17 protein-coding genes are annotated in these 20,847 nt (G+C 59.9%); 12 read left to right on the plus strand and 5 right to left on the minus strand.

From position 1 onward, the window contains the following. Position 1 precedes the first annotated feature (1 nt). On the plus strand, positions 2 to 1,195 hold the full coding sequence (gene dapC, locus V0R60_RS12610; protein ID WP_136477828.1) for a succinyldiaminopimelate transaminase: 1,194 nt from the start codon (positions 2 to 4) through the stop codon (positions 1,193 to 1,195). A gap of 62 nt (positions 1,196 to 1,257) precedes the next feature. Here the strand turns inward: dapC and V0R60_RS12615 are convergent, their stop codons facing one another. Further along, on the minus strand, positions 1,258 to 2,904 hold the full coding sequence (locus V0R60_RS12615) for a Na+/H+ antiporter (RefSeq protein WP_136477829.1): 1,647 nt from the start codon (positions 2,902 to 2,904) through the stop codon (positions 1,258 to 1,260). Positions 2,905 to 3,134: 230 nt separating this feature from the next. Here V0R60_RS12615 and V0R60_RS12620 point away from each other — a divergent pair, with 230 nt between their 5' ends. From V0R60_RS12620 to V0R60_RS12635, 4 genes are read left to right on the plus strand one after another with little or no spacing between them, the layout of a single operon-like run. Then, positions 3,135 to 3,497 carry an ArsC family reductase gene (locus V0R60_RS12620; protein ID WP_136477830.1) on the plus strand — a complete coding sequence of 121 codons (363 nt, stop codon included), beginning with the start codon at positions 3,135 to 3,137 and terminating at the stop codon, positions 3,495 to 3,497. A gap of 42 nt (positions 3,498 to 3,539) precedes the next feature. Next, positions 3,540 to 4,574, plus strand: coding sequence for a 2,3,4,5-tetrahydropyridine-2,6-dicarboxylate N-succinyltransferase (gene dapD, locus V0R60_RS12625; RefSeq protein ID WP_136477831.1), 1,035 nt, complete (start codon positions 3,540 to 3,542; stop codon positions 4,572 to 4,574). A gap of 54 nt (positions 4,575 to 4,628) precedes the next feature. Beyond that, on the plus strand, positions 4,629 to 5,834 hold the full coding sequence (locus V0R60_RS12630) for an aminotransferase class V-fold PLP-dependent enzyme (protein WP_136477832.1): 1,206 nt from the start codon (positions 4,629 to 4,631) through the stop codon (positions 5,832 to 5,834). Next, on the plus strand, positions 5,831 to 6,247 hold the full coding sequence (locus V0R60_RS12635) for a SufE family protein (RefSeq protein ID WP_136477833.1): 417 nt from the start codon (positions 5,831 to 5,833) through the stop codon (positions 6,245 to 6,247). The genes V0R60_RS12630 and V0R60_RS12635 overlap by 4 nt, the downstream gene beginning before the upstream one ends. Here V0R60_RS12635 and tcdA read toward each other — a convergent pair. Next, complete coding sequence (tcdA, locus tag V0R60_RS12640; protein WP_136477834.1) at positions 6,220 to 7,041, minus strand: tRNA cyclic N6-threonylcarbamoyladenosine(37) synthase TcdA; 822 nt, start codon at positions 7,039 to 7,041, stop codon at positions 6,220 to 6,222. The genes V0R60_RS12635 and tcdA overlap by 28 nt on opposite strands. Positions 7,042 to 7,330: 289 nt before the next feature. Here tcdA and V0R60_RS12645 point away from each other — a divergent pair, with 289 nt between their 5' ends. The 4 genes from V0R60_RS12645 to V0R60_RS12660 all read left to right on the plus strand — a co-directional run bounded on the left by V0R60_RS12645 (position 7,331) and on the right by V0R60_RS12660 (position 12,448). Beyond that, positions 7,331 to 9,922 carry a glycosyltransferase gene (locus V0R60_RS12645; protein WP_136477835.1) on the plus strand — a complete coding sequence of 864 codons (2,592 nt, stop codon included), beginning with the start codon at positions 7,331 to 7,333 and terminating at the stop codon, positions 9,920 to 9,922. A 166-nt stretch (positions 9,923 to 10,088) separates the two neighbouring features. After that, the gene (gene dapE / locus V0R60_RS12650; protein WP_136477836.1) at positions 10,089 to 11,240 is read left to right on the plus strand and encodes a succinyl-diaminopimelate desuccinylase; all 1,152 of its coding nucleotides are present in this window, start codon (positions 10,089 to 10,091) and stop codon (positions 11,238 to 11,240) included. Beyond that, a complete protein-coding gene (locus tag V0R60_RS12655; RefSeq protein WP_330079809.1) occupies positions 11,240 to 12,052 on the plus strand; it encodes a putative RNA methyltransferase in 813 nt (270 codons plus the stop codon). Before dapE ends, V0R60_RS12655 begins: the two co-directional genes overlap by 1 nt. Before the next feature lie 18 nt (positions 12,053 to 12,070). After that, a complete protein-coding gene (locus tag V0R60_RS12660) occupies positions 12,071 to 12,448 on the plus strand; it encodes a hypothetical protein (RefSeq protein ID WP_136477838.1) in 378 nt (125 codons plus the stop codon). 72 nt (positions 12,449 to 12,520) lie between these two features. Here V0R60_RS12660 and V0R60_RS12665 read toward each other — a convergent pair whose 3' ends face one another. Continuing rightward, a complete protein-coding gene (locus V0R60_RS12665) occupies positions 12,521 to 12,730 on the minus strand; it encodes a cold shock domain-containing protein (RefSeq protein WP_136477839.1) in 210 nt (69 codons plus the stop codon). 219 nt (positions 12,731 to 12,949) lie between these two features. Here V0R60_RS12665 and plsB point away from each other — a divergent pair, with 219 nt between their 5' ends. Genes plsB through V0R60_RS12680 form a run of 3 tightly spaced genes read left to right on the plus strand, consistent with a single transcriptional unit; the run spans position 12,950 to position 16,568 of the window. Further along, the gene (gene plsB / locus V0R60_RS12670; protein WP_330079810.1) at positions 12,950 to 15,436 is read left to right on the plus strand and encodes a glycerol-3-phosphate 1-O-acyltransferase PlsB; all 2,487 of its coding nucleotides are present in this window, start codon (positions 12,950 to 12,952) and stop codon (positions 15,434 to 15,436) included. Between the two features lie 11 nt (positions 15,437 to 15,447). Then, positions 15,448 to 15,846 carry a YbaY family lipoprotein gene (locus tag V0R60_RS12675; RefSeq protein ID WP_330079811.1) on the plus strand — a complete coding sequence of 133 codons (399 nt, stop codon included), beginning with the start codon at positions 15,448 to 15,450 and terminating at the stop codon, positions 15,844 to 15,846. 32 nt (positions 15,847 to 15,878) lie between these two features. Next, positions 15,879 to 16,568, plus strand: a complete 690-nt coding sequence (locus tag V0R60_RS12680; protein ID WP_330079812.1) for a DUF4197 domain-containing protein — start codon at positions 15,879 to 15,881, stop codon at positions 16,566 to 16,568. A 64-nt stretch (positions 16,569 to 16,632) separates the two neighbouring features. On the opposite strand, the gene V0R60_RS12685 is transcribed toward V0R60_RS12680, so the two are convergent. Both V0R60_RS12685 and V0R60_RS12690 read right to left on the minus strand, forming a co-directional pair. Further along, complete coding sequence (locus V0R60_RS12685; protein ID WP_330079813.1) at positions 16,633 to 19,701, minus strand: efflux RND transporter permease subunit; 3,069 nt, start codon at positions 19,699 to 19,701, stop codon at positions 16,633 to 16,635. A gap of 6 nt (positions 19,702 to 19,707) precedes the next feature. After that, positions 19,708 to 20,808 (minus strand): efflux RND transporter periplasmic adaptor subunit, encoded by a 1,101-nt coding sequence (locus V0R60_RS12690; protein WP_330079814.1) that lies wholly within the window; start codon positions 20,806 to 20,808, stop codon positions 19,708 to 19,710. Positions 20,809 to 20,847: the final 39 nt, after the last annotated feature.

The following is a 20,847-nucleotide window of genomic DNA, read 5'->3' on the forward strand; positions in this document are numbered from 1 at the left end:
GATGAACTCTGATTTGCTTCAGCTTCAGCCCTACCCGTTCGAGAAACTGCGCGCCTTGCTCGGCAGCGTCCAGCCTGCCGCCGACAAACGCGCCATCGCCTTGTCGATCGGTGAGCCCAAGCATGAGTCGCCAGCGTTCGTCGCCCAGACCTTGGCCGACAGCCTGCAACAGATGGCCGTTTACCCGACCACCGTAGGCCTGCCTGCATTGCGTCAGGCCATTACACGCTGGTGCGAACGTCGCTTTGGCGTACCAAGCGGCTGGCTGGATGCCGACAAACACGTGCTGCCGGTCAATGGCACCCGTGAAGCACTGTTTGCCTTCACCCAAGCGGTAGTCAATCGTAGCGCCGACGGCCTGGTCATCAGCCCCAATCCGTTCTACCAGATCTACGAAGGTGCAGCCCTGCTGGCGGGCGCCACCCCACATTATCTGCCGTGCCTGGACAGCAATGGTTTCAACCCCGACTTCGATGCCGTGTCAGCCGAAACCTGGAAGCGTTGCCAGATTCTGTTCATCTGCTCCCCCGGCAACCCCACTGGCGCCTTAGTGCCGATGGAAACCCTGAAGAAACTGATTGCCCTGGCTGACGAGCACGACTTCGTGATTGCCGCCGACGAGTGCTACAGCGAACTGTACTTCGACGAGCAAACCCCGCCGCCGGGTCTGCTCAGCGCCTGCGTTGAGTTGGGGCGTAGTGATTTCAAGCGCTGCATGGTGTTCCACAGCCTGTCCAAGCGCTCCAACCTACCGGGTCTGCGCTCGGGCTTTGTCGCCGGCGACGCCGAGATCATCAAGCCGTTCCTGCTGTATCGCACCTACCACGGCTGCGCCATGCCCGTACAAACCCAGCTGGCAAGCATTGCTGCCTGGAACGATGAAGCGCACGTACTGGCCAACCGCGACCTGTACCGTGAGAAGTTCGACGCCGTGCTGGAAATTCTGGCGCCTGTGCTCGACGTACAACGCCCGGATGGTGGCTTCTACCTATGGGCCAAGGTCCCTGGCGATGACGCCGAGTTCTGTCGTGACCTGTTCGAAACCCAGCACGTGACCGTCGTACCAGGCTCATACCTGTCGCGTGAAGTGCAGGGTGTCAATCCGGGGGCCGGGCGTGTGCGCATGGCGTTGGTTGCCCCGCTGGCCGAGTGTGTGGAAGCGGCCGAGCGGATCCGCGCATTCCTGCAGAAATAAGCGCAACGTGACCACCTTGAGGACAATGACTGCTCCTCAAGGTGGCAAAAGCGAGGCTGAGGCTATTTCACCGCGCCCAGGTTCGCCTCACTCATGTCGAGCTCCCCCAACACCTCCCGTACTACGTCGTCGCCTATCTGATGATCACGGTGCAGCTTGTACAGTTCCAGTCGCTGGGCACGCAGCGCACGCAGACGCAGACGCCGCTCCAACAAGTCCATCTGCTCGGCCAGCGCCTGGGCTTCGGCACTGTCGTTGTAGCTGTCCAACTGATGGCGGTATTCGGCCATCAACCTCGCCTTCAACTCCGCCGCCAATGCAGACTGCGCGGCGTCCTGAGGCGCACCCGGCTCAACCAGGTCTTCGGCTTCGAGCGCATGGATGGCCGCCTCTGCTGTGCGCCGCCAAGCGTCCTTAGCCTCCTGGCGCAAGGTGTCATCGGGGCTCTTCGCCACGCCACGCAGCAACAGCGGCAACGCTACGCAAGCCGAAACCAGCGACAACAGAATGACCCCGGCAGCAATGAAGATCAGCAGGTCTCGCTCCGGAAAAGCCTTGCCCGCACTGATCAACAGCGGCACCGACATAACACCGGCCAAGGTCACCGCGCCACGTACTCCACCGATGGTCAGCAACCAGCAGGAGCGGGCATTGGGCACCAGCACCAGATCTTCCTTGCCGCGCCAGCGACGGATCATCCCAATCAAGCGCCAGATGCTTTGTACCCAGACAAAACGCAGGACCAGCAACACCGCAAAGATCGCTACCACGTCCAGACAACGCCATAGCAAGGTTGGCCACAAGGACGCTTCGTGACTGGTCACAGCTTTGATGATGTCTGGCAGTTGCAAGCCCAACAACAGGAAGATCAGGCCATTGAAACTGAACTCCAACAGCGACCAGACACTACGATTGAGCAAGCGGGTGCTGGTCTGCCGAGGTAACAGGTCGAGCCAGCTCTGCATCATGCCCGCCGCCACCGCCGAGAGAATCCCTGAAGCCCCCAGGCGTTCGGCAAGTACATAGGCGGCAAACGGCAGCAACAGCATGAACACTACGTGGGTCGCTGGGTCATCCCAGCCCCGGGCGATCATCCAGGCGCGCAGGCGCCCAACCAACCAACTCAACGCCACACCAATGGCCAGCCCACCGAGTGCAACCAGAACAAAGGTGAAGCTGGCTTCGGCCAGAGAGAACGCTCCAGTGATGGCAGCCGCCAAGGCAAACTTGAAAGTCACCAGGCCCGTTGCATCGTTCATGAGCGCTTCGCCCTGGAGCATATGCATCAAGGGCGTTGGCAGACGGTCCTGGGTAATGGCCGATACCGCCACAGCATCGGTTGGTGACAACACTGCGGCCAAGGCAAAAGCCACTGGCAAAGGAATGCTCGGTAGAATCCAGTGAATGAAGTAGCCAGCTCCGACGACCGTGAACAGCACCAGACCCACAGCCAGCGTCAGGATCGGACCGCGCAGACGCCAGAGATCACGCTTGGGCATGCGCCAACCGTCAGCGAAGAGCAAGGGCGGCAAGAACAGAAAGAGGAACAGTTCAGGGTCAAGCGCCACATGCAAGCCGAGTGTCGGCCAGGCAAGTAATGCGCCAGCACCGATCTGCACCAGCGGCAACGGCAACGGGATCACTCGGCCGACAAGTTTGGAGACACTCACCAGCATCAGCAGGATGAGAACAGTGTAGGCTGATTGCATACGGCGTGTTCCTTTCAATTCAAACAGTCAACGGCGCACCTTTTGCCCATTTTGGACATTGCCATTGAAACGACATAGTAGCCGTTCAGGCTGCTGACGCACCGCTGCACAAAAGTCGCAGAGGCTGCCAAAACCTGTAACACAATGCTACAAAGTGCCTCGCCAAGGCCAACCCAACCCGGCCGACCGTGGCATAATCCTTCACCATTTTTTCCCAGGAGGGGCAAGACATGACCAAACGCGACACGCCATTGCACCTTTATGGAATCAAGGCCTGCGACACCATGAAGAAAGCCCGTACCTGGCTGGAAGACAAAGGCCTGGATTACGACTTTCACGATTACAAGACCCAAGGCATCGACCGTGAGAGCCTGACCCGCTGGTGCACCGAGCACGGCTGGGAGACAGTCCTCAATCGTGCCGGCACGACCTTCCGCAAGCTTGAAGACGCCCAGAAGGCCGACCTCGACCAGAACAAAGCCATCGAACTGATGCTAGCCCAACCGTCGATGATCAAGCGCCCGGTGCTCGACCTTGGCGAACGGACCCTTGTCGGTTTCAAGCCAGACCTGTACGCGGCCGCCCTCCAGTAACGCGGCGCCACGCTTTCACTCTAATTCGCAAGAGGTAACTGCATGTCCACTACTCTGTTCAGCCTGGCCTTCGGTGTCGGCACCCAGAACCGTCAAGGCGCCTGGCTGGAAGTCTTCTACGCTCAACCACTGATCAACCCGAGCGCCGAACTGGTCGCCGCGATCACCCCAGTGCTGGGCTATGAAGGCGGCAACCAGGCCATCGCCTTCAGCAACACCCAGGCGGCACAGCTGGCTGACGCCCTCAAGGGTGTCGACGCTGCCCAGGCGGCTCTCCTGACCCGCCTAGCCGAAAGCAACAAACCCCTGGTCGCCACGGTACTGGCAGAAGACGCTGCCTTGACCTCGACACCAGAGGCGTACCTGAAGCTGCATCTGCTTTCGCATCGCCTGGTCAAACCCCACGGCCTGAGCCTGGCGGGCATCTTCCCGCTGCTGCCGAACGTGGCCTGGACCAGCCAGGGCGCCGTCGACTTGGCCGAACTGGCCGGACAACAACTGGAAGCGCGCCTCAAAGGCGAGCTGCTGGAAGTATTCTCGGTAGACAAGTTCCCGAAAATGACCGACTACGTCGTGCCGGCCGGCGTTCGTATCGCCGACAGCGCCCGCGTGCGCCTGGGCGCCTACATCGGCGAAGGCACCACCATCATGCACGAAGGTTTCGTCAACTTTAACGCCGGCACCGAAGGCCCTGGCATGATCGAAGGCCGCGTCTCGGCTGGCGTATTCGTCGGCAAGGGTTCGGACCTCGGCGGCGGTTGCTCGACCATGGGCACCCTGTCGGGCGGCGGCAACATTGTGATCAAGGTCGGCGAAGGCTGCCTGATCGGCGCAAACGCCGGTATCGGCATTCCGCTGGGCGACCGCAATACCGTTGAAGCCGGTCTGTACATCACTGCCGGTACCAAGGTGAACCTGCTGGACGAGAACAACCAACTGGTCAAGGTCGTCAAGGCCCGTGATCTGGCTGGCCAGACCGACCTGCTGTTCCGTCGTAACTCGCTGAACGGCGCCGTGGAGTGCAAAACTCACAAGTCGGCGATCGAGCTGAACGAAGCGCTGCACGCTCACAACTAAGTGGTACCATCGGGTCTGGCCTAACGCCAGGCCCGATTTTCAGGTCCGACCATCATGTTCCAGCCTTCCCCGTGGCGCGCTGATTTTCCAGCCATCGCCGCTCTGCAGCGCCAGCACCAGACCTACCTGGACAACGCTGCTACCACGCAAAAACCGCAAATTCTGCTCGATGCCTTGAGCCATTATTACGGTCATGGTGCTGCCAATGTGCATCGTGCCCAACACCTTCCTGGCGCTCTCGCTACTCAGGCGTTTGAACGAAGCCGGGAGAAAGTTGCAGGTTGGCTGAATGCCAGCGATGCACAACAAATCGTTTTCACCCACGGCGCCACATCAGCGTTGAACTTGCTGGCCTACGGCCTGGAAAGTGGGTTTGAAAGCGGGGATGAAATCGCCATCAGTGCGCTGGAACACCATGCCAACCTGTTGCCGTGGCAACAATTGGCCCATCGCCGTGGCCTCAAGCTGGTAGTTCTGCCCTTGGACAGCCGCGGTCTGATTGATCTTGAGGCTGCACTGCAATTGATTGGCCCGCGCACCCGACTGTTGGCAGTCAGCCAACTGTCCAACGTGCTCGGCGCCTGGCAGCCACTTGCCCCGCTGTTGGCTCACGCCCGCGCGCAAGGGACGCTGACCGTCGTCGACGGCGCCCAGGGGGTGGTCCATGCTCGCCAGGATGTACAACAGCTCGGTTGCGATTTCTATGTATTCTCCAGCCACAAACTCTACGGTCCGGACGGGGTAGGCGTGCTCTACGGCCGCAGCGAGGCGCTGGCCCGCCTGAAACATTGGCAGTACGGTGGCGAGATGGTCCATGTGGCCGACTACCAGAGCGCCAGCTTCCGCACGGCGCCTCTCGGCTTCGAAGCCGGCACGCCACCAATTGCCGGCGTCATCGGCCTGGGCGCCAGCCTGGACTATCTTACAGGGCTCGATGCCAATGCGGTTTGCGCGCACGAAGCCAGCCTGCACCGCAGTCTTTTGCGCGGATTGAATGATCGCGAAGGCATCCGTCTGTTGGGTCAACCACAGTTGGCATTGGCCAGCTTCGTCATCGAAGGTGTACACAACGCCGACCTTGCACACATGCTGACCGAACAGGGGATCGCCGTACGCGCAGGGCACCACTGCGCCATGCCGCTGCTCAAGTCCCTGGGCCTGGACGGCGCGATTCGGGTGTCGCTGGCCTTGTACAACGACTCAGACGACCTACAGCGCTTCTTCGAGGCACTGGATCAAGCTCTGGAGCTGCTGCGATGAACCTGTCCGAGAGTGCCCAGAACGCGTTGCTCAGCTTCGAGCAAGCGGCTGGCTGGGAGCAGCGCGCGCGCTTGCTGATGCAATGGGGTGAGCGCCTGGCGCCATTGAGCGATGCGCAAAAATCGGAAGCCAACCGGGTTCATGGCTGTGAAAGCCAGGTCTGGCTGGTTGCCGAGCAGGAAGATGGGATTTGGCGCTTCAAAGGTGCCAGCGATGCCCGAATCATCCGCGGTCTACTGGCGCTGCTGCTGGTACGAGTAGAAGGGTTGACCAGTGCCGAGCTGCAACAACTCGATCTGCCCGGCTGGTTCAATCAGCTAGGACTCGGTCGCCAGCTTTCCCCTTCGCGCAGCAACGGTCTGAATGCCGTGTTGCAGCGTATGGCTCAGCTTGCCGCTGGCAACTTAGCCTGACGCTCACTTGGGCGACGCGCACCCGCTACCAGTTTTTCCACCGCCTTGCTGGCGGCAACCATGCCGAACGTCGCCGTGACCATCATCACGGCACCAAAACCGCCTGAACAATCAAGCTTGACGCCTTCACCGACAAAACTCTTCTGCAGACACACGCTGCCATCCCCCTTGGGGTAGCGCAGCTGCTCAGTGGAGAACACACAGGGTACGCTGTAGTTGCGGGTGACCGTGCGCGAAAAGCCATAGTCGCGACGCAAGGTTGAACGCACTCGCGAGGCCAGCGGGTCGTTGAAGGTCTTGTTCAGGTCGGCAACGCGGATCTGGGTAGGATCAATCTGCCCTCCGGCACCACCGGTGCTGATAATGGTGACCTTGTGGCGCTTGCACCAACCGATGAGCGCCGCCTTGGCCATGACACTATCGATACAGTCGATCACGCAGTCGATGTGCTCGCCGATATATTCAGGAAGCGTTTCCTTGGTCACGAAATCAACCACCGCATGCACCTTGCACGCAGGGTTGATGGCGCGCAGACGCTCAGCCATGACTTCAGCCTTGGCGCGACCAATGCTGCCTTCCAGGGCATGCAACTGACGATTGGTGTTGCTGACGCAAACATCATCGAGGTCGAACAGCGATATTTCCCCCACACCGCTTCGCGCCATGGCTTCAGCTGCCCAGGAGCCAACACCGCCGATACCGACGATAGCCACATGGGCCTCGCGCAGGCGCTGTAGGCCGTTGTCACCGTATAACCGGGCAACACCGGCAAAGCGTGGATCATCTGTACTCATGGCCAAACCCCGAAAAAACCGGCGCGCATTATAGGCCTCTTGAGGCCTGATGCCATCCCGCTTCGGACCAGTCGCCTTGGCCACATTAGGAATGTCGGCGGTATTCCTGCTTTAATGTGCCACGCAACCCCTGGTCCAGGACGACAACAGCACGGGCCTCAGAACTTCAACGCTTGAAGTCTATCTAACCTTCTGCGCCCACCTTTGCCTACACAGCATAGGCGCTCGTACAGCAGGAATAGCGCCATGTGGCGCTCGCCCGTTCCACCTTTCGGAACCCGAACTATCTATGTCATCGCGTAAATTTGGTATCAACCTGGTAATAGTCATGGCCATCGCCGCGCTATTTACCGGGTTCTGGGCGCTGATCAACCGCCCGGTTTCCGCACCCAACTGGCCGGAGCAGATTTCCGGTTTCTCCTACTCGCCGTTTCGCCTCGGAGAAAGCCCACAAAAAGGCCAGTACCCCACTGAGGACGAGCTGCGCCAGGACCTGGAACAGCTGAGCAAGCTGACCGACAGTATTCGTATTTATACCGTTGAAGGCACCCAGGCCGACATTCCGCGCCTGGCCGAAGAGTTCGGCCTGCGGGTAACCCTTGGCGTGTGGATCAGTCCGGATCTTGAGCGCAATGAGCGGGAAATACAGAAAGCCATCGAACTGGCCAACAGTTCGCGCAGCGTTGTGCGGGTGATGGTCGGTAACGAAGCCCTGTTCCGTGAGGAAATCACCCCCGAAGCCCTGATTCAGTATCTGGATCGCGTGCGTGCGGCGGTGAAGGTGCCGGTGACCACCAGTGAACAGTGGCATATCTGGAAAGAACACCCGGAGTTGGCCAAACACGTTGACCTGATTGCCGCGCACATCCTGCCGTACTGGGAGTTCATCCCGATGAAGGATGCCGGTCAATTCGTACTCGACCGTGCCCGCGACCTCAAACAACAATTCCCACGTAAACCGCTTCTGCTTTCGGAAGTCGGCTGGCCAAGCAATGGCCGCATGCGTGGCGGCGCCGACGCAACCCAGGCTGACCAGGCCATTTACCTGCGCACCCTGGTCAACAAGCTCAACCGCCAGGGCTACAACTACTTCGTCATCGAGGCCTACGACCAGCCTTGGAAGGCCAGCGATGAAGGTTCGGTTGGCGCCTACTGGGGCGTGTTCAACGCCGCCCGCCAGCAAAAGTTCAACTTCGAAGGCCCGGTAGTGGCCATTCCGCAATGGCGGGTCCTGGCCGTGGGCTCAGTGGTGTTGGCGATGCTGTCGCTGACCTTGCTACTGATCGACGGCTCGGCCCTGCGTCAGCGCGGGCGTACATTCCTGACCTTCATCGCCTTTCTCTGTGGGTCGGTGCTGGTGTGGATCGGCTACGACTACAGCCAACAATACAGCACCTGGTTCAGCCTGACGGTAGGCTTTTTGCTTGCGCTCGGTGCGCTGGGGGTGTTCATCGTATTGCTGACCGAGGCCCATGAACTGGCCGAAGCCGTGTGGATTCACAAACGGCGCCGGGAGTTCTTGCCGGTGCAGGCCGACAGCGCCTACCGACCTAAAGTCTCGGTGCATGTACCGTGCTACAACGAGCCGCCAGAGATGGTCAAACAGACCCTCAACGCTCTGGCAGCACTGGACTATCCGGATTACGAAGTGTTGATCATCGACAACAACACCAAGGACCCGGCGGTTTGGGAGCCGATCAAGGCACACTGTGAAATGCTCGGTGAACGCTTCAAGTTTTTCCACGTAGCACCCCTGGCCGGCTTCAAGGGTGGCGCACTGAATTACCTGATTCCGCACACAGCCAAGGATGCCGAGGTGATCGCAGTGATCGACTCCGACTACTGTGTGGACCGCAACTGGCTCAAGCACATGGTGCCGCATTTCGCCGATCCGAAAATCGCCGTGGTGCAGTCGCCGCAGGACTATCGCGACCAGAACGAAAGCACCTTCAAGAAGCTGTGCTACAGCGAGTACAAGGGCTTCTTCCATATTGGCATGGTAACCCGCAATGATCGTGACGCGATCATCCAGCACGGCACCATGACCATGACCCGGCGCTCGGTGCTTGAAGAACTGGGCTGGGCCGACTGGTGCATCTGCGAAGACGCTGAACTGGGCCTGCGCGTGTTCGAGAAAGGCTACTCGGCAGCCTACTCCCATGAGAGCTACGGCAAAGGCCTGATGCCGGACACTTTCATCGACTTCAAGAAGCAGCGTTTCCGCTGGGCCTATGGCGCCATCCAGATCATCAAGCGCCATGCTGCCAGCCTATTGCGTGGCAAGGACTCGGAGCTCACCCGTGGGCAGCGCTATCACTTCCTGGCAGGTTGGCTGCCATGGATTGCCGACGGCATGAATATCTTCTTTACCGTCGGTGCGCTGCTCTGGTCTGCCGCGATGATCATCGTGCCGCAACGGGTCGACCCACCGTTGCTGATCTTCGCCATTCCACCCCTGGCACTGTTTGTGTTCAAGGTCGGCAAGATCGTGTTCCTCTACCGCCGCGCGGTCGGGGTCAATCTCAAGGACGCCTTCGCCGCGGCCCTGGCCGGTCTGGCGTTGTCGCACACCATTGCCAAGGCCGTGCTCTACGGCTTCTTCACCAGCAGCATTCCGTTCTTCCGCACGCCCAAGAATGCCGACAGCCACGGCTTGCTGGTGGCGCTCTCCGAGGCCCGCGAAGAATTGTTCATCATGCTGCTGCTTTGGGGAGCTGCTGCCGGGATCTACCTGGTCCAGGGCCTGCCGAGCAATGACATGCGCTTCTGGGTGACCATGCTGCTGGTACAGTCGCTGCCCTACCTGGCGGCGCTGATCATGGCCATGCTGTCGTCATTGCCCAAGCCGGTGAGTGCCGTCCAGCCGGCCCAAGCCTCCTGAGCGCACTCGGTACGAATGGGCCTGCCCTGCGATGTGATCTGCAACACATCGCATCGCAGGCCATTCCCGCTCCTGCTCACGCTTACCGGCAACCCTCACTTGATCGTTTTGCTATAAGATAACGCCCCTCGAATTCGTGCCCTGCCTTGCCCCCGGAGTTCCTTCAATGACGGCCTCAGCCGACCTTTCGCCTACCTTAGAACTGGCCTGCGACCTGATCCGTCGTCCTTCGGTAACCCCTCTGGACTTCGACTGCCAGAAACAAATGATGCAGCGCCTGGGTGATGCCGGCTTCATGCTCGAGCCAATGCGCATCGAGGATGTCGATAACTTCTGGGCCACCCATGGCAACCAGGAAGGTCCGGTGTTGTGCTTTGCCGGCCACACCGACGTCGTACCCACCGGCCCGGTGCAAGCTTGGCAAAATGATCCCTTCGATGCACTGATCGATGCCGATGGCATGCTCTGTGGCCGCGGTGCTGCTGACATGAAAGGCAGCCTGGCAGCCATGGTCGTGGCCACCGAGCGTTTCGTCGCCGACTATCCGAATCACCGCGGTAAAGTCGCCTTTCTGATTACCAGCGACGAGGAAGGCCCGGCCCACCATGGCACCAAGGCGGTGGTCGAGCGTCTGGCTGCACGTAAAGAGCGTCTGGACTGGTGCATCGTCGGTGAACCGTCGAGCACCAGCCTGGTCGGTGACGTGGTCAAGAACGGCCGACGCGGCTCGCTCGGCGCCAAACTGACAGTGCGGGGTGTACAAGGTCATGTAGCGTATCCGCACCTGGCGAAAAACCCGATTCATCTCGCCACCCCGGCGCTGGCAGAGCTGGCCGCCGAACACTGGGACGAGGGCAACGCATTCTTCCCGCCGACCAGCTTCCAGATCTCCAACCTGAACTCAGGCACGGGCGCGACCAACGTTGTGCCGGGCGAGCTGACGGCACTGTTCAACTTCCGCTTCTCCACCGAGTCGACCGTCGAAGGCCTGCAACAGCGGGTCGCAGCTATTCTCGACAAGCACCAACTCGATTGGCACGTCGACTGGGCGTTGTCCGGCCTGCCTTTCCTGACCGAACCGGGTGCCCTGCTCGATGCGGTGTCGGCCAGCATCAAGGCGGTCACCGGCCGTGACACCCAAGCCTCGACCAGCGGTGGTACTTCCGATGGTCGCTTCATTGCCACCCTGGGTACTCAAGTGGTTGAACTGGGCCCGGTCAATGCCACTATCCATCAGGTCAACGAGCGAATTCTGGCCAGCGACCTCGACGTCCTGACCGAAATCTATTACCAGACCCTCACCCGGTTGCTTGCCTGATGCTCACCTGCCCCCTCTGCAGCGCCCCGCTGAGCACCCTCGACAACAGCGTGGCCTGCCCGGCCGGACACCGCTTCGATCGTGCTCGTCAGGGCTACCTGAACCTTTTGCCGGTACAGCACAAGAACAGTCGCGACCCAGGTGATAACCAGGCAATGGTGGAAGCCCGCCGCGACTTTCTCAATGCCGGGCATTACGCCCCGGTAGCCCGCCGGCTGGCAGAGCTTGCTGCTGAACGGGCACCACAGCGCTGGCTGGATATCGGCTGTGGCGAGGGCTATTACACCGCACAGATTGCCCAGGCGCTGCCCAACGCCGACGGCTACGCCCTGGACATTTCCCGCGAAGCGGTCAAACGCGCCTGCAGACGCAACCCGGCGCTGACTTGGCTGGTGGCGAGCATGGCCCGAATACCCCTGGCTGATGCCAGCTGCCAGTTCCTGGCCAGCGTATTCAGCCCGCTCGACTGGCAGGAAGCCATGCGCCTGCTCGCGCCGGGGGGTGGCCTGATGCGCGTCGGCCCAACCAACGAGCATCTGATCGAACTGCGCCACAAGCTTTATGATGAAGTGCGCGACTACGCCGACGACAAGCATTTGGCATTGGTCCCGGCAGGTATGCAGCACGCTCACAGCGAAATCCTCAAATTCCGCTTGACCCTTGTCGATGGCAAATCCCGCGCCGACTTGCTGGCCATGACGCCCCATGGCTGGCGCGCCAGCGCTGAAAAACGAGCCCGCGTCATCGAGCAGGCCGAGCCTTTCGAGGTCACGGTCTCGATGCGATACGACTATTTCGTGCGCCAAGACTGAGCACACCCGGAGTCCCCAATGCGCCAACCCGATATCGAGATTTACCTCAAAGACGCCGACGTCGATCACAAACAGATCGCTGCGTGGCTGACCGAAGCACTGGGCCCTTGCAGTGAATGGCAGCAGAAAGGCCAGACCTACAAGTGCATGGCCGGTAACATTCCGGTTACCTGGTTACCGAAGGCTGTGGGCAAATGGAACAGTTTGTACTTGGAAAGTGACAAGACCCCGTGGGATGACGACATCGCCTGCGCTCGCGCTGCGTTCGCTGCCCTGAACGTCGAAGTGCGTTGCGCACCTGGCAGTTGGGTCGAAGAAGAAGGTGAGGAAGATGCCGATCGCTGGATTCGCATCAGTGCCGATGGCGAAGAAGAAATCACCTGGCGGACGCAGTAGCTTCACGCTGTGGGCTGCAAGCTACAAGTCGAGCACGGTCAACTTGTAGCTTACAGCTTCATTCTTGCGGGGTCAGAGGCCTATAACGTCTTCTGCCTGCAAGCCTTTCTGGCCCTGAGTCAGATTGTATTCGACCTGCTGGCCTTCGATCAGGGTGCGATGTCCCTCACCACGAATGGCACGGTAGTGAACGAACACATCCGCACCATCTCCACGCTGAATGAAGCCATAACCTTTAGCGTCGTTGAACCACTTTACACTTCCAGTCTCACGAGACGACATCTGAACTACTCCGAATTTTTATTTTGGAATCGCCTTGCAAGCGAAGGATCACCCTCCTTCGCTGTCGCAGCTTGAGCATTACCCTGCAAGCTGCGGACCGAGTATATGTCAGGCTAGAAATATTTTTTATGACGGGCGAGCATTTTGCTGAACTTGCGCAGATACGTCACACTAACCGGCTGAGCAATCACTCAAAATATCACCCAGAGCACACACTGTATGACCCGTTCTCCCCTGCGCCGTCTGATCTTTGGCGCCCTGCGTCGCCTGTTGTACCTGTGGGTTCGCTCCGAGACCATCAACCAGTCCTCCTTCACCCTGAATCTGGATCGCAGCCGACCAGTGTTCTACGCCCTTCAGTCACCCTCCCTGACCGATCTGGCAGTGCTTGACCGTGAGTGCACCAAAGCGGGGCTTCCACGCCCGGTATTGCCGGTAGCCGTTGGCACCCTGCTCGAACCCGCGGCGTTTTTCTACCTGACTCCCGAGCCTGATTGGCTGGGCCGTCAAGACAAACGTGGCGCGCCACCGACACTGTCGCGACTGGTCAATGTCATCAGCCAGCATGCAGAAGAAGACGCGCAGATCATTCCGGTCAGTGTGTTCTGGGGGCAATCGCCTGCCAGTGAGTCCAGCCCGTGGAAGCTGCTGTTTGCCGATAGTTGGGCGGTTACCGGACGGCTGCGTCGGTTGTTGACGGTACTGATTCTGGGACGCAAAACCCGGGTGCAGTTCTCTGCTCCGATTCACCTGCGCGAGCTGGTCCAGCACGACAAGGGTCATGAGCGCACGGTGCGCATGGCTCAACGCATGCTGCGAGTGCACTTTCGCAACCTCAAAACCGCGGTCATTGGCCCGGATATCTCACACCGTCGTAACCTGGTAAAAGGCCTGGTCCACGATCCGTTGGTGCGCCAGGCCATCGCCGACGAGGCCGAGCGCGAGAAAATCACCCTTGCCAAAGCCGAGGCGCAGGCCTTGCGCTACGGCAACGAGATAGCCTCGGACTACACCTACACCGCCATTCGTTTTCTCGAAGTGGTGCTCAGCTGGTTCTGGAACAAAATCTATGATGGCATCAAGGTCAATCACATCGAGCAAGTGCAAGGCATCGCTCCAGGCCACGAAGTTATCTACGTGCCTTGCCACCGAAGTCACATCGATTATCTGCTGTTGTCCTACCTGCTGTTTCGCAACGGCTTGACACCACCGCACATTGCCGCCGGGATCAACCTGAACATGCCGGTGATCGGCGGCCTGCTGCGCCGTGGCGGGGCATTTTTCATGCGCCGCACGTTCAAGGGCAATCCACTGTACACGGCGGTGTTCAACGAATACCTGCACACCCTGTTCACCAAGGGCTTCCCGGTCGAGTACTTCGTCGAAGGCGGCCGCTCGCGAACCGGTCGCATGCTGCAACCCAAAACCGGCATGCTGGCTATCACCCTGCGCAGCTACCTGCGTTCATCTCGCACCCCAATCGTCTTCGTGCCGGTGTACATCGGCTATGAACGAGTCCTGGAAGGGCGTACCTACCTGGGCGAGCTGCGCGGTGCGAGCAAGAAGAAAGAATCGATCTTCGATATTTTCAAAGTCGTGGGTGCCCTCAAGCAGCGTTTCGGTCAGGTAGCGGTGAACTTCGGCGAGCCGATCCGCCTCGGCGCCTTCCTCGACCAGCAACAACCTGGCTGGCGCGAGCAGTCCTATGCGCCACAGTTCCGCCCGGCCTGGCTCAATGAGACCACCTCCCGCCTGGGTGAAAAAGTTGCCCAGCATCTCAACGAGGCAGCGGCGATCAATCCGGTCAATCTGGTGGCCCTCGCGCTGCTCTCTACCAGCCGCCTGGCCCTGGACGAACGCGCCCTGGCACGGGTGTTGGATCTGTACCTGGCGTTGCTGCGCAAAGTGCCTTACTCGCCGCACACCACCTTGCCCGAAGGCGACGGCCTGGCCCTGATCAGCTACGTCAAGGGTATGGACTTGTTGGCCGAGCAAAGCGATGCCCTGGGCAGAATTCTCTACCTGGACGAGCAGAACGCGGTCCTGATGACCTACTACCGCAACAATGTCCTGCACATCTTCGCCCTGCCGGCATTGCTGGCGAGCTTCTTCCAGAGCAGCTCGCGCATGAGCCGCGAGTTGATCCTGCAGTACACCCGGGCCTTGTTCCCATATCTACAGTCCGAACTTTTCATTCGTTGGGGGCCGCAGGAACTGGAGGCGGTAATTGACCAATGGCTGCAAGCATTCGTCGAGCAAGGCCTGCTGCGCTATGAAAACGGCGTGTACTTGCGTCCGGCACCCAGCTCGCGTCAGTTTGTCTTGCTGACATTGCTGGCCCGGGCCATTACCCAGACTCTGCAACGCTTCTACATGGCGACCGCTTTGCTGCTCAATAGTGGCCAGCACACCCTGAGCGCTGAAGAGCTTGAAGACTTGTGTGTGGTCATGGCCCAACGCCTGTCGATTCTGCATGGCCTCAATGCGCCCGAGTTCTTTGACAAGACCTTGTTCCGCCATTTCATCCAGACCCAGATCACACAGGGTGTGTTGCGCCCGGATACAAACGGCAAACTTGGGTACCATGAAAAACTGAGTGAATTGGCCGAAGGGGCGGCCAAACGCGTGCTCTCCGCGGAGATACGCTTGTCGATCCGCCAGGTGGCCTTGCACCGCAATGAAGACACCACCGATACCCCGGCATAAAGGAGTTACAAATGAAAAAGCTGTCCCTGATCCTTCTTGGTGGTCTGTTGGCCGCCTGCAGCAGTACCCCGCAAGCGCCCAAGGCCAGCCTCGACGGCGAAGTCTACTACCTGCAGCGCATCGCCCTGCCACCCGCTGCCACCCTGAGCGTAAGCCTGCAGGACGTATCGCTGATGGATGCCCCAGCGGTCACCCTGGCGAGCCAGAACGGTCCGGTCAAAGGCAACGTTCCACTGCCTTTTCATTTGAGCTATGACCCTGCCCAGGTAAAACCTGGTCATCGCTATGCAGTCAGTGCGCGTATCGAACTGGATGGCAAGCTGCTGTTCATCAACACCGAGCATCATGGTGTGCAGCTCGACGGCAGCGATCCGCAGCCGCTACGCATCAAAGTTGATGCCGTTCGTTGATATCCGTTCCGATTACAGATAAGGATGCTGCCATGTTCCGCCCTGCTCTTACCTTGACCGGCTTGTGCGCCGGCCTGCTGCTCTCGGCCAGTGCCATGGCACTGTCACTTGGTGACCTGTCACAGAAGGACGCCTCTGGTGGCCTGAAGGACGCACTGACCCAAGGGGCTCAGGTCGCCGTAAAACAACTCGGCGCCCCTGGAGGCTTCAGCAACAACCCTGAGGTGCGCATCGAATTGCCGGGCAACCTTGGCAAAGTCGCGAAGAAGATGAAGCAGTTTGGTATGGGTGCCGAGGTCGAGGCACTGGAGACAAGCATGAACCAGGCTGCCGAAGCTGCGGTGCCACAAGCTCAGGCTCTGCTGGTGGATGCAGTCAAGAAAATGACCGTCGAAGACGCCAAGGGCATTCTCGCCGGCGGTAATGACTCGGCAACTCAGTACCTGAACAAGACCAGCCGCGAACAGCTCCGCGCCAAGTTCCTGCCCATCGTCAAGAAAGCTACCGACCAGGTTGGCCTGGCCCAACAGTACAACAGCTTCGCCGGCCAAGCAGCGACCTTTGGGGTGTTGGAAGCCAAGAACGCCAATGTCGAAGGCTATGTGACCGAACAAGCGCTCGATGGCCTGTTCGAGATGATCGCCAAGCAGGAAGAAAGCATTCGCCAGAACCCGGCTGCTGCTGCAACCGGTTTGGCCAAGAAGGTGTTTGGCGCGCTTTGAGCGCGCCGGTTGCAAGCTGCAAATGGGGGTTTACAACCCTTCACTTGTAGCTTGTAGCTTGTAGCTAACCGCCCTTCCTGACCCTGAACCAGGCCGCGTACAGTGCCGGCAAGAACAACAGCGTCAGCGCAGTCGCCACAATCAGCCCACCCATGATTGCCACCGCCATCGGCCCGAAGAAAACACTGCGTGACAACGGGATCATTGCCAGCACCGCTGCCAGCGCGGTCAACACGATAGGACGGAAGCGGCGTACCGTGGCTTCGATGATCGCCTGCCAACGGTCCAGGCCGGCGGCAATGTCTTGCTCGATCTGGTCAACCAGAATCACCGAGTTGCGCATGATCATTCCTGAAAGGGCAATGGTACCGAGCATCGCGACAAAGCCGAACGGCTGACGAAACACCAGCAGGAACAAGGTTACGCCGATCAACCCAAGCGGTGCGGTGAGGAACACCATCACCGTGCGCGAGAAGCTACGCAACTGCAGCATCAGCAAGGTCAACACGACAACGATGAACAGCGGCACACCCGCGTTCACCGACTTCTGCCCACGCGTCGAGTCTTCCACTGTCCCGCCCACGTCCAGCAAGTAGCCGTCAGGCAGCTCTGCACGTATCGAGTCCAGGGTGGGAAGGATCTGCTGGACCAGCGTCACAGGCTGCTCCTTACCGTATATATCGGCACGCACGGTTACGTTCGGCAGTCGGTTGCGGTGCCAGATGATGCCTTCCTCGAAGCCATACTCCAGCGTCGCTACCTGCGATAGGGCAACGCTGCGTCCATTGTCGGTCGGTACCGCCAGGCTCGGCAGGCTGGCAAGCTCGCTGCGCTCCTGCTGAGTACCACGCAGAAGAATTTCGATCAGCTCGTTGTCTTCACGGAACTGGCTGACGGATGAGCCGGTCAGCGAACTCTGCAAGAACTTGGCAAGGTTGGCGGTGCTCACGCCAAGAGCACGCGCGCGGTCCTGATCGATGTTGAGGTAAACCACCTTGCTCGGTTCTTCCCAATCCAGGTGCACATTGACCACATGTGGATTCTCGCGCACCTTGGTCGCCACCTTGCGCGCCAGGGCTCGTACCTGCTCGATGTGCTCGCCAGTAACCCGGAACTGCACCGGATAGCCCACAGGTGGACCGTTTTCCAGGCGGGTGACGCGCGAGCGCATGTCGGGGAACTGCTCATCGAGGGTCGCGATCAGCCAGCTTCGCAAGGCTTCACGCTCTTCGATGGTCTTGGCCAGCACCACAAACTGGGCAAAACTGGCCGCCGGCAATTGCTGGTCCAATGGCAGGTAGAAACGCGGTGAGCCCGTGCCGACATAGGCCACATAGTTATCGATGCCGGCACGCTCCTTGAGCATTGTCTCCAGACGCTTGACCTGCTCGGCCGTGTTGCTCAGCGATGCGCCTTCGGCCAACTTCAGATCGACCATCAGCTCCAGGCGCCCGGAGGCCGGGAAGAACTGCTGCGGTACGAAGCGAAACAACACAATGCTGCCAATGAACAGTGCAATGGTCGCCACGATCACTGTCTTGCGCCGCTCCACACACCAGCCTACCACCCGCCGTACACGCTGATAGAACGGTGTGCCGTAAGGATCAGGTCCGCCGTCTGCCGTACCGTGCTTGGCAGCATGCCGCTTGGCGAGGTCCGGCAACAGGCGCTCACCCAGGTACGGCACAAATACTACGGCGGCAATCCAGGAGGCCACCAAGGCGATGGTTACCACCTGAAAGATCGAGCGGGTGTATTCACCAGTACTGGACTGCGCGGTGGCAATGGGCAAAAATCCCGCCGCGGTGATCAGGGTCCCGGTCAGCATCGGGAACGCGGTGCTGGTCCACGCGTAGCTGGCGGCCTTGATACGGTCGAAACCCTGCTCCATCTTGATGGCCATCATCTCCACCGCGATGATCGCGTCATCCACCAGCAATCCAAGGGCAAGCACCAGGGCGCCGAGAGAAATCTTGTGCAGGCCGATCCCGAGGTAATACATGACCGCAAAGGTCATTGCCAGCACCAACGGGATAGCCAGGGCCACCACCAGACCGGTGCGCACGCCCAGGGAGAAGAAACTTACCAGCAAGACGATAGCCAGCGCTTCGATCAGCACCTGAACAAACTCACCGACCCCGGTTTTCACTGCTGCCGGCTGATCGGAAACCTTACGCAGTTCCATGCCGGCGGGAAGGTTGTGGGCAATGCGCGCGAACTCAGTTTCCAGTGCCTTGCCCAGCACCAGAATGTCGCCGCCGGCTTTCATGGACACCGCAAGACCGATGGCATCCTCACCCATGAAGCGCATGCGAGGTGCGGGAGGGTCATTGAAACCACGACGGACCTGAGCCACATCGCCGATGCGGAACGTGCGATCCCCTACCCGAATCGGGAACTGCTCGATCTGCTCGACGGTATCGAACCGACCACTGACCCGGAGCTGCAAACGCTCGCTGGGGGTTTCGAAAAAGCCCGCAGTGCTCACGGCGTTCTGCTCTTCGAGGGCCTGCTGTACAGCTGCCAGCGGTAAACCCAAGGTGGCCAGCTTGAGGTTGGACAGCTCGATCCAGATTTTCTCGTCCTGCAGCCCCAGCAGCTCGACCTTGCCCACATCCTTGACTCGTTGCAGCTGGATCTGCACGCGATCGGCGTAATCCTTGAGCACGGCATAGTCGAAGCCTTCGCCGGTCAAGGCATAGATATTGCCAAAGGTGGTGCCAAACTCGTCATTGAAGAACGGCCCCTGGATACCAGGCGGCAGAGTATGTCGAATATCGGCGACTTTCTTGCGGATCTGATACCACAGCTCGGGTATATCGGCCGAGTGCATCGAGTCGCGGGCCATGAAGGTGACCTGCGATTCACCCGGCCGGGAGAACGAAATGATCTTCTCGTACTCCCCGGTCTCCATCAGCTTCTTTTCTATACGCTCGGTCACCTGACGCGAGACTTCTTCTGCGCTGGCCCCTGGCCAATTGGTGCGAATGACCATGGCTTTGAAGGTAAATGGAGGGTCTTCGCTCTGTCCCAACTTCGTGTAGGACAACGCGCCGACAACAGCCAGCAGAATCATCAGGAACAGCACAATCTGGCGATTGCGCAGGGCCCAGGCGGAAAGGTTGAAACCCATCGGGACTTACTCCTTGGCCGCCAGATTCACCACACGATTGGACCGATCTACCGGCCGCACCTGTTGCCCCTCCTGGAGCACATGCACGCCAGCCGCCACTACCCAGTCCGATGCACTCAAGCCTTCAAGCACCGGGACAGTGTTTTCGCCAAAGGCCCCGACACGAACTGGAACTCGCTTGAGCGTGTTGTTGGCATCAACACGCCAGACATAGGTCTGACCATTTTCAGCGGTTAACGCCGACAGCGGCACCGCCAGTGCCACCTGTTGGTCATGCTGGATATAAACCCGTGCACTCTGCCCAAGCTCTGCTGGCACCTTGCCGGCGCTGAAGGCAATACGCGCGGCAAAGGTGCGCGATCGTGGGTCGGCGGCCGGAGACAGCTCACGAATACGCCCGCTGAAACGCTGATCCGGCTGCGACCAAAGCTCGACCGCCACGGGTTGGCCAACCTTGAAGCGACCGAACTGCTGCTCGGGCAGGCCAATCAATACCTCGCGCTCGCCGTCGGCAGCAAGGGTGAACACGGTTTGACCTGCAGCGACCACCTGCCCCACCTCGACCTGACGCTTGGCGATCACCCCGTCCTGGGAAGCGCGGAGTACCGCGTACTCTGCCTGATTGCCAGCCACATCGAATTCGGCGCGCATTTGCTTGAGCCGGGCAAGGCCGGCGCGATAGAGGTTTTCGCTGTTATCAAACTGGGAACGGCTGACCATTTGCCGTTCCAGCAGGGTCTGGTAGCGATCGCGCTCAGCCTTCACCAGACTCAGGTTGGCTTCAGCGGCAGCCAACTGGGCACGACTGGCTTCCAACTGCAGGCGCACATCCTGTGGGTCCAACTCGGCCAGTGGCTGCTCAGCCTTGACCCGCTGCCCTTCCTCCACCAGGCGCTTGCTGACCTTGCCAGCAATGCGAAACGCCAGCTCCGGTTCGAAGCGCGCGCGCACCTCGCCCGGATAGCTGTCCGCAGCAGCGCTGGCCGGTTGCGGCTGCACCACCAGGGCGGGGCGCAGGGAGGTCTGCGGCGCACTTTCCTGCCCACACGCTACTAGCAGCAAGGCAAGACCAATGGGCAGAGCGAGGGGCAAGGCATGGCGCAACATGATGAATGACCTTTCGCGAGTGACGCTTGGAATATTTAT

The sequence above is a fragment of the Pseudomonas auratipiscis genome (genome assembly GCF_036324085.1).
Taxonomy (GTDB): Bacteria; Pseudomonadota; Gammaproteobacteria; order Pseudomonadales; family Pseudomonadaceae; genus Aquipseudomonas; species Aquipseudomonas auratipiscis.

Excerpts from the sequence above, each read along its gene's own strand:
- dapC (WP_136477828.1), top strand. The coding sequence starts at position 2 with ATGAACTCTGATTTGCTTCAGCTTCAGCCCTACCCGTTCGAGAAACTG.
- V0R60_RS12615 (WP_136477829.1), bottom strand. The coding sequence starts at position 2,904 with ATGCAATCAGCCTACACTGTTCTCATCCTGCTGATGCTGGTGAGTGTC.
- V0R60_RS12620 (WP_136477830.1), top strand. The coding sequence starts at position 3,135 with ATGACCAAACGCGACACGCCATTGCACCTTTATGGAATCAAGGCCTGC.
- dapD (WP_136477831.1), top strand. The coding sequence starts at position 3,540 with ATGTCCACTACTCTGTTCAGCCTGGCCTTCGGTGTCGGCACCCAGAAC.
- V0R60_RS12630 (WP_136477832.1), top strand. The coding sequence starts at position 4,629 with ATGTTCCAGCCTTCCCCGTGGCGCGCTGATTTTCCAGCCATCGCCGCT.
- V0R60_RS12635 (WP_136477833.1), top strand. The coding sequence starts at position 5,831 with ATGAACCTGTCCGAGAGTGCCCAGAACGCGTTGCTCAGCTTCGAGCAA.
- tcdA (WP_136477834.1), bottom strand. The coding sequence starts at position 7,041 with ATGAGTACAGATGATCCACGCTTTGCCGGTGTTGCCCGGTTATACGGT.
- V0R60_RS12645 (WP_136477835.1), top strand. The coding sequence starts at position 7,331 with ATGTCATCGCGTAAATTTGGTATCAACCTGGTAATAGTCATGGCCATC.
- dapE (WP_136477836.1), top strand. The coding sequence starts at position 10,089 with ATGACGGCCTCAGCCGACCTTTCGCCTACCTTAGAACTGGCCTGCGAC.
- V0R60_RS12655 (WP_330079809.1), top strand. The coding sequence starts at position 11,240 with ATGCTCACCTGCCCCCTCTGCAGCGCCCCGCTGAGCACCCTCGACAAC.
- V0R60_RS12660 (WP_136477838.1), top strand. The coding sequence starts at position 12,071 with ATGCGCCAACCCGATATCGAGATTTACCTCAAAGACGCCGACGTCGAT.
- V0R60_RS12665 (WP_136477839.1), bottom strand. The coding sequence starts at position 12,730 with ATGTCGTCTCGTGAGACTGGAAGTGTAAAGTGGTTCAACGACGCTAAA.
- plsB (WP_330079810.1), top strand. The coding sequence starts at position 12,950 with ATGACCCGTTCTCCCCTGCGCCGTCTGATCTTTGGCGCCCTGCGTCGC.
- V0R60_RS12675 (WP_330079811.1), top strand. The coding sequence starts at position 15,448 with ATGAAAAAGCTGTCCCTGATCCTTCTTGGTGGTCTGTTGGCCGCCTGC.
- V0R60_RS12680 (WP_330079812.1), top strand. The coding sequence starts at position 15,879 with ATGTTCCGCCCTGCTCTTACCTTGACCGGCTTGTGCGCCGGCCTGCTG.
- V0R60_RS12685 (WP_330079813.1), bottom strand. The coding sequence starts at position 19,701 with ATGGGTTTCAACCTTTCCGCCTGGGCCCTGCGCAATCGCCAGATTGTG.
- V0R60_RS12690 (WP_330079814.1), bottom strand. The coding sequence starts at position 20,808 with ATGTTGCGCCATGCCTTGCCCCTCGCTCTGCCCATTGGTCTTGCCTTG.